Annotated in this window: 4 protein-coding genes; all 4 read left to right on the top strand. The window is 65.4% G+C overall.

Annotated features, from left to right (window positions below):
• Positions 1-162: 162 nt before the first annotated feature.
• The 4 genes from VLU25_18490 (at position 163) to VLU25_18475 (ending at position 7637) form a co-directional block, all read left to right on the top strand.
• The gene (locus VLU25_18490; GenBank protein HSR69923.1) at positions 163-993 is read left to right on the top strand and encodes an efflux RND transporter periplasmic adaptor subunit; all 831 of its coding nucleotides are present in this window, start codon (positions 163-165) and stop codon (positions 991-993) included.
• Complete coding sequence (locus tag VLU25_18485; GenBank protein HSR69922.1) at positions 990-1958, top strand: ABC transporter ATP-binding protein; 969 nt, start codon at positions 990-992, stop codon at positions 1956-1958. Before VLU25_18490 ends, VLU25_18485 begins: the two co-directional genes overlap by 4 nt.
• On the top strand, positions 1955-3157 hold the full coding sequence (locus VLU25_18480) for an ABC transporter permease (GenBank protein HSR69921.1): 1203 nt from the start codon (positions 1955-1957) through the stop codon (positions 3155-3157). The genes VLU25_18485 and VLU25_18480 overlap by 4 nt, the downstream gene beginning before the upstream one ends.
• A 298-nt stretch (positions 3158-3455) precedes the next feature.
• Positions 3456-7637 (top strand): choice-of-anchor U domain-containing protein, encoded by a 4182-nt coding sequence (locus VLU25_18475; GenBank protein HSR69920.1) that lies wholly within the window; start codon positions 3456-3458, stop codon positions 7635-7637.
• The last annotated feature ends 577 nt before the right edge of the window (positions 7638-8214 follow it).

The following is an 8214-nucleotide window of genomic DNA, read 5'->3' as shown; positions in this document are numbered from 1 at the left end:
CTTCGGGCGAGTTTGCATCGGCCCACGAGCGCTATGGCCGCAACCGGCCATGAGGGAACCAGGCGAAGGCCGGATGCTGCTCATTCAAGGGCGAAGTCCGATATGCGAAGTTGGAACGGGCTTGGCGACTTGGATGTCATGGGATGCAGTATGATGAGGCGCATGCAAGCGTTGCGAGGTATTGCCACTTTGGTTGTCCTGCTGGCGGCTCTGGCGGGGTGTTCTGGCGGGGAGACCTTCGAGCTGGTGGGAACCGTGGAACGCAAGAACATCGAGCTGGCGGCGCCGGTTTCGGAAGTGATCGTCGACATCCCCGTGCAAGTGGGGCAGAGGGTAGAGGCCGGAGAGTTGATCGCTCAGCTCGACGTCGAAGTGGCCGAGGCCGAGTTGAGGGCCCGGCAAGCCGTCTATCAGGCCGCCCAAGCCACCCTCACTGAAGAGCAGAAGGACTTTCAGCGCGTTGAAGGGCTGCGCAGGGCCAATGTCACAGCCACCAGCGAACTCGACCGGGCCCGCCGCGAGCGCGACGAAGCCCAGGCCGCCTTGGCCGAGAGCGCGGCGCGGCTCAAGCAAAGCGAAAAGCGTCTGGCCGACCTCTCCATCCGCAGCCGGGCCGACGGCGTGGTCGACCAGATTCCCTTCGACGAAGGCGAACGCGTACCGGCTGGCGGCGTGGTGGCGGTGGTGCTGGCCGACGAGAATCCCTGGGTGCGGGTGTGGCTGCCGGCCCGGGCCGCCGCCAGGGTCCGTCCCGGACTGGAGGCCGCAGTTCGCGTCCAAGGGCTGGACGGCAGCTTCGCCGGACGCATCGTCGACATCGCCCGCGAACCCGAGTTCACCCCCCACTACGCCCTCACCGAGGAGGAGCGCGCCCACCTGGTCTTCGAGACCCGCATCGAGTTGCTGGACGCGCCCGCCGAGCTGCGTCCCGGAGTGGCCGCCCAAGTCAATCTCACCGTCCCCGACACGGCCCCCTCAGAGGACGCTTCATGAATTCGGCGAGCGTCCCCGCCATCCGCACCCGCGGCGCCAGCAAAAACTTCGGCGACCTGCTGGCCGTCGATGCCCTCGATCTGGAGGTCAAGACGGGCGAAGTCTACGGATTCCTGGGGCCCAACGGCGCCGGCAAGTCGACCCTCATGCGCATGCTCATGGGGCTGATGAGGCCGTCCTCGGGAGAAATCGAGGTGCTGGGGCTGCGCATGCCCGATCAAGCCGACGCCTTGCGCACCCGCATCGGCTACATGGCCCAGCACTTCTCGCTCTATGAGGACCTGACAGTGGAGGAGAATCTCGACTTCGCCGCCGAGGTTTACGGCATCGGCAAGCACTGGGAGCGGGTGGAAGAAAGCCTGCACGAGTACGGCCTGGAAGAGCGCCGCAAACAGCGTCCGGCCACGCTTTCCGGGGGGTGGAGGCAACGGCTGGCCCTGGCTGCCGCCAACATCCATCAGCCCGAACTGCTGGTGCTGGACGAACCCACCGCCGGCGTCGATCCCGAGAACCGCCGCCACTTCTGGGACAAGCTCTTCCTGCTGGCGGCGCGGGGCACCACCATCCTGGTTTCGACCCACTACATGGACGAAGCCATCCGCTGCTACCGGTTGTGCATGATGCGCCGAGGACGCAAGGCCATCGAGGGGCGTCCGCTGGAACTCTCGCGCGCCATGAGCGGACGCGTCCTGCGGCTGCGGCTGGATCGGCTGGACGAAGCCGCCGCCTTGCTGCGCCAGGTCCCCGAGCTTTCGGGCGTGGCCCAGATCGGGGGCTCGCTGCGCGTCCTCACGCGGCCCGACGCGCCTCCTTGCGAAGAAATGCTGGCGCCTCTCATCGACCGTCTCAGCCAGGCCGGACTGGGTCCCGTTGACGGTTCCCCCGTGGACGCCAATCTGGAAGACATCTTCGTAGCCCTCACTCAGGGCGAAGAGCTGATGGCAGCGGCCGAGGAGGCCTCGTGAAGCCCATTCTGCCCTCTGGATTCGTCCGCCGCGTCTTGTCGGTGACCCGCAAGGAGGTGCGCCAGCTTTCCCGCGACCGGCTGACCATGGGATTCGTGGTCTTCGTGCCGCTGGTGCAGTTGATCCTCTTCGGCTACGCCATCAACCAGGACGTGCGCCAAGTCTCCACGGCGGTGGTGGACGCTTGCAACTCAGAAGTCTCGCGGCGCATCCTGGGACGTCTGCAGGCCACCCAGACTTTCCGCATCACCCACTACGCCCGCGGGGAAGAGGAGGCCCGCAGCCTTCTTCGCCGGGGAGACGTGAGGGCGGCGGTGCTGATTCCGCCCGATTTCGACCGCCGCTACCGGCGCGGACGCGGCGCTCAAATCGCCATCCTGGTGGACGCCTCCGATCCCGTCCTGGCCCGCTCGGTGCGCACCTCGGCCAACGGACTCTCGGACCGCATCGAACACGAGATTCAGCTCTTCGAAGTCAACCCCGGCCAGTCCGGCGCCCTGCGGGCCTCGCGCAACCGCGGACGCTTCGGACTGGAACCCGAGCTGGTGCGCGAGCGTCCGGTGGCATTCGTGGTGCTGTCCTTCTTCAATCCCCAACTGCGCACCGCCGTCTTCGTGGTGCCGGGACTGCTGGGCGTCATCCTCACCACCACCATGATCCTGATGACGGCGCTGGCTCTGGTGCGCGAGCGCGAGCGCGGCACCTTCGAATTCCTCATCGCCACCCCCTTGCAGCGCAGCGAACTGATGATCGGCAAGATCCTGCCCTACGTGGTGATCGGCATCCTGCAGATCCTCATCATCCTGGCGGCCGGACTGGTCATCTTCGCCGTTCCCATGGAGGGCTCGCTGTTGGACCTGCTGCTGGCCTCCTTCTTCTTCATCCTGGCCAACTTGACGCTGGGCCTGGTCATCTCCTCGGTCACCGAATCGCAGCTTCAAGCCACCCAGCTTTCCTTCTTCTTCTTCTTGCCTTCGGTGCTGTTGTCGGGATTCATGTTTCCCTTCGAGGCCATGCCCGAACCGGCCCAATGGCTGGGCGAACTGCTGCCCCTGACCCACTTCATCCGCCTTTCCCGCGGCATCATGCTGCGCGGCGCCCCCCTCTGGACGCAGCCCCTCGAGGTCTTCTGGCTGCTGGCTTTCTTCGCCGCCGGCCTGGCCGCCTCCGTGCGCCTCTTCCGCAAGCGCCTGGATTAAGCCTTCCCCAGGACTGGCCGTTTGTGGGGCCCGCTTCGCCTCACTCGCGCCCATCCCGTCAAATTGTGCGCAGGATCACCGGCGGTCCAAGGCATCCAGCCGATGAGTGGGAATATGGCCTCAGAGTCGGGCCGATCTCTGTATACTGTTGACTGTGCGGGCCACAGTCAGCGCAACGCGTTGAGGTGGTTAGATGCTGGCCCAGTTCTTCTCGCGGCTTGGTCCTTGTCCAGGTGATCCGGATCCATCTGAGGCGGCTCGTTTCCCTGCTTTGGTGCCGGTCTGTGCGCTTCTTGCAGTGTTTCTCTGCGGGGCTACGCTGACGGCAACGTCCTTCGTCATGATGTCGGACGCCGACTTGGCCGATCAGAGCGATCACATCGCGGTCGTCGAAATCGAGTCCCTGCGGGGGCCGCTCCAGGGGGAAGCGGCGCGGACGCGCTACCAGGCGCGGGTCCTGCGCTGGCTCAAGAATCCGCTGGCGCGGAGCCGAGTGACGGTGAGCGTCCCCGGCGGGCGTTATCCCGACGGCAGCGGACTGCGCATCGCCGCGGCCCCGCGCTTTGCGCGCGGATCGCGCGCCATCCTCTTCCTCAAGCAGCGCGGCGACGGCACCTTGGGCGTCAACCAACTGCTGCTGGGGGCCTTTCACCAGGTCCGCTACCGGGGACGCACGCTGGCCCTGCGCATCCTCGAGGAGGCACGCCTTTTCAACCTGCGCGGGGGGCAGTTCGACAACCGCCGAGCCCGCGACTTTCAGCGCTTTGCCGAGTGGCTGCGGGAACCGTCCGCCGCCCGGCACCGGGCCGACTACTTCACCGATGTCGATTCCCGCCAGGTTCCGCGTCCCCGCTACGTGTTGAGCACTTCCAACGGCTCGCCCATCCGCTGGTTCGATTTCGACGGGGGAGGCAACGTACAGTGGCGCGCCCACGAGGACGGATTGAGCGAGGTCAGCGGAGGAGCTTTCAGCGAGTTCGAAGAGGCGCTGGACGCCTGGAGCAGCGTCACAGGATCGACCGTCGACCTGCGCTACGGCGGCACCACCACCTCGACCAACGAATTCAACGGCCGCGACGACGTCAACGCCATTCTCTTCGACGATCCCCACGACAGCATCGACGGCTCCTTCGACTGCGGCTCGGGAGGCGTGCTGGCCATCGGAGGACCCTACTTCACAGCCTCCACCCAGGACTTTCAGGGCGAGTCTTACCACCGGGTGCTGGAGGGCGAAGTCGTGACTCAAGACGGAGCCGGGTGCTTCTTCGCGGGTAACTCGGGGCAGAACGGCGCCGAAGTCTTCGCCCACGAAGTGGGACACGCGCTGGGACTGGGCCACTCCAACGTCTCGGGAGCCATCATGCGCTCCAGCGCCTACGGCGACGGGCGCGGAGCCAGTCTGGGCAACGACGACCAGGAGGCCATGCAGGTGGTTTATTCCAACGGGGAGGATCCGCCGCCCCCACCACCGCCTCCCCCTCCCGCCGAAGACCAGGCCGACCTGCGGGTCCTGATCGACGACTCCGCCGACCCCGTGCCCTCCGGATCGAGTTTCAGCTACTCCGTCGACGTCACCAACGAGGGACCAGACACGGCCGAGAACGTCGAACTCGTGGTGGAGCTTTCCTTTAAGCTCGACTTTGTTTCCGCCTCTTCCGGCACGGGAAGCTGCAGCGAGGGAGCGGGACGCGTCGAATGCTCGCTGGGAAATTTCTCTTCGGGACAAAGCGAAAGCGTTGAAGTCACCGTCAACGTCGATCCCGGCGCCACGGGAACTATGCGCACCGACGCCCAAGCCGGCTCCTCCACCCACGACCCCGACGAATCCAACAACACCCGCAGCGAAGTCACCTCCATCTCGGTCAGCGGAGCCGACGTCGGCGTGACCTTGCAGGACTCGCCCGATCCCGCCTTGCCCGGCCAGGACATCGTCTACAGCGTGACGGTCTTCAACCACGGGCCGCAAAGCGCCGACAACGTCGACCTTGCCATCGTCCTGCCTGCGCAGGTCGACCTGGTAGGGGTATCGCCGGCGGGCTGCAGCCAGGACGGATGGACCTTGAACTGCCCGCTGGGCAGCATGAGCGCCGGTTCAGAGCAAGCCTTCGCGGTCACCGTCCAGCCGCCTCAGGACTTTCAAGGCGTGCTGCAAGCTCGGGCCCAGGCCGACGCCGATCAGAACGACCCCAACACCGCAAACAACAGCCGCAGCGCTTCTACCAAGGTGGAGGCCCGAGCCGACCTGCAGATCGTCAAGCGCGACCTCGCCGATCCCGCCGCGGCGGGACTTCCGCTGACCTACACCCTTGAAGTGCGCAACCTGGGTCCGTCTGCCGCCGAAGACGTAGTGGCCTTCGATCATCTGCCGGACGAAGTTGACTTCCTGGAAGCGCCGGACTGTAGCTTGGCGGGACGGCAGGTCCGCTGTCCTTTGGGACGTCTGGAGCAGGGCCAGTCACGCCTCATCGAAGTCGTGGTGGAGCCCGCCGAAGAGGGTGCGGTCGAGAACAAAGCTTCGGTGACCTCCGAAACCGCCGACCCCAACGTCCTCAACAACAGCGATGAAGAGACCACTCTGGTGCGAAGCGACAGCGACTTCGACGGTATCCCCGACGTGGCTGAGAACGAAGGGCCCAACCAGGGCGACGGCAACAACGACGGCATCCCCGACCGTCAGCAGCCCGGCGTGGCCACTTTGCGCTCGGTCATGGGCGATCTGCTGACGCTGGAAGCTCCCCCAGGCGTAATGCTTTCAGAGGTGGAGGGGCGACACCCGCCTTCTCTTCACACCGACCTGCAAGCTCTCAATCTGCCCTCGGGACTGCTGGGGTTCCGCGCCCACGGGCTTACGCCCGGCCAATCCCTCTCACTGACCCTGTGGATGCACACCAGCACCGCCCAGGCCAACTCCTACTTCCAGCATGGGCCCACTGCCGACGATCCGACGCCGCATTGGTATGAATTCCTCTTCGACGGCGACACCGGAGCGGAGATCCTGGACGGCCGCATCGTCCTCCACTTCCGCGACGGCGGCCGCGGAGACAGCGACTTGAGCGCCAACGGCGTCATCGTCGATCCTGGAGGACCGGCGGTCGACCCCCGCACCGACGCCGACTTCGCCATCGTCCTGGCCCCCCGCACTCTCTCCGGCGCCTCCGATTTCTTTTTCAACGACTTCGTGGGACTGGCGCTGCGCTCCCTGCAGCCCCAGGGAGGAGAGATCCTCTTGGACGGGCTGTCACAATCGGGAGAACCCGTCGTCCCCACCCGCAGCGAACATCTGGGAGATACGCGCCAACTCACCCTGACGGCCTCACAAATCTTCGACGACCCGGAGATCGCCTCCATCAAGGCCCGAGGCCGCGACAGCGCCATCCAAGGATTCTTCATGGTGGGAGACCTCAATCTCTCCCGCCTCGACGGCATCGGTGCGGCCCTGGACGAGTCGCGCGATCTTCTCTTCCCGCTGGCCCTGGAATCGGCGGACTCGGAAACCGTCCTCCACCTCTTCAACACGGCCGGCGAATCGTCCTCAGTCGACATCACCCTTTTCGCCGACTCAACCACTACGCTGCAGCCGTCATTCTCGGTTTCTCAGCCATCGGCCGTGGCCGAGATCAATCGCCCGCTGCCGGCCCAGGGAACGATCCAGGTGTCCCTCAACGAGCTTTTTCCTGGTCAGATCACCGGCAACGGATGGCTGAGCGTACGATCGGACCAGCCGCTCAAGGGCTTTCAGTTCCGCGCCGATCAAAACAGCTTCCTCTCGGCGGCGGGACGGCGTCCCCAACGCACGTCCCGCCTGCTGGCGCCCCACTTTTTCGTGGACGGCAGCGGCGGCGGCAGCCGGCTTCACCTGATCAATCCGGGAATCGTCTCCATCAGCGTCACCGTCAAGGCCCGCGATGACGAGTCTCAACTGCTGGGAGAAGCCCAACTGGAACTCTCTTCCAATCAGCGCCTGAGCGCCGACCTGGCTGAACTGCTCGGCCTGCAGCCCGCGGCGGGCGAAACCATCACCGGATTCCTGGAGATCGACCTTGCCCAGCAGGGGGCCGCCTCGCCTCCGCTGGCGCTCGGCGCCATCGAGTTCGGTGGAAATCGTTTCCGCTCCCTGCTGCCGCTCATCGCGCAGGGACGCCGGGAGAGCCTCTTCCTCCACTTGGCCCAAGCGCTTGAACTCAACATCTTCACCGGCTTGGCTCTGCTCAACGACGAGGACGCCCCGGCTCAAGTCACGGTGCGCGCCTTCGCCGCCAACGGGGAGCAGACAGCCGAGCAAGCCTTCGTCCTGGCCCCAGGCCAACGCCGAGTCGACCTCCTTAACACCCCCACGTTCTTCGGCGCCGGATTCGAGCAAGTGGGAGGCTACATGGAAATCACCTCCGACACTCCGGTCATCGCCTTCGCCCTCTTCGGCGACAACAACCTCCGCTACCTCTCCGCCATAGAGTCCCAGCCGCTGTTGGAGGAGGAGTGAGTTGGGCCTGAGGCGTCCTGCTTGACTAAGACAACTGAGGTGTCCGGCAGCGTTGTGCCCATCGCCGCAGGGATGCGCCTCCCACCAGTCATGGGGCAATCAAGCCCAGGGATCCGATGTCTCGGCTGGAAAGATGGCTGCCGCCGCTGAAGCAAAGAGCGCCCTTTTTCCAGCCGGGGAGGAATACCGGTTGAGCAGATCGCCCCACCGATGGTGGGAGGCGCATCCTTGCGGCGATCCTGGAAATGGGTCCGTTCGCCGCCAGCGCCGGCAACGTCCACTTCCGTTTTGAGGCCTGGTGCTGCCGGTCACAAGTTCTGAGCCAGGGCCCTCCGTTTCTTGTCCCTGCAAGGGACAGATTCGCCAGCCCAGGGTCAGCCGCGGCGAGCGCAAGCGAGACGGCGGCGCCACCCTGGGTTTCAGACGGCAAAGGTCTGAACGCTGAAAGCGTGGAATAACGCGACAGGGTGGCTCAAAACTTCTGACGCACTGCACTACCTCTTAGCTCGAGTGAGGATCAGGGCGGCGGATTGGCGGTCGCAGGTTAGGTGGGGGATTAGGATGTGATTAGGCGAGG

Source organism: Acidobacteriota bacterium (genome assembly GCA_035471785.1).
In the GTDB taxonomy this organism is placed as follows: domain Bacteria; phylum Acidobacteriota; class UBA6911; order RPQK01; family DATIPO01; genus JANQFM01.
The sequence above is the reverse complement of the archived record's forward strand: the minus strand, read 5'-3'. Positions and strand labels throughout refer to the sequence as shown.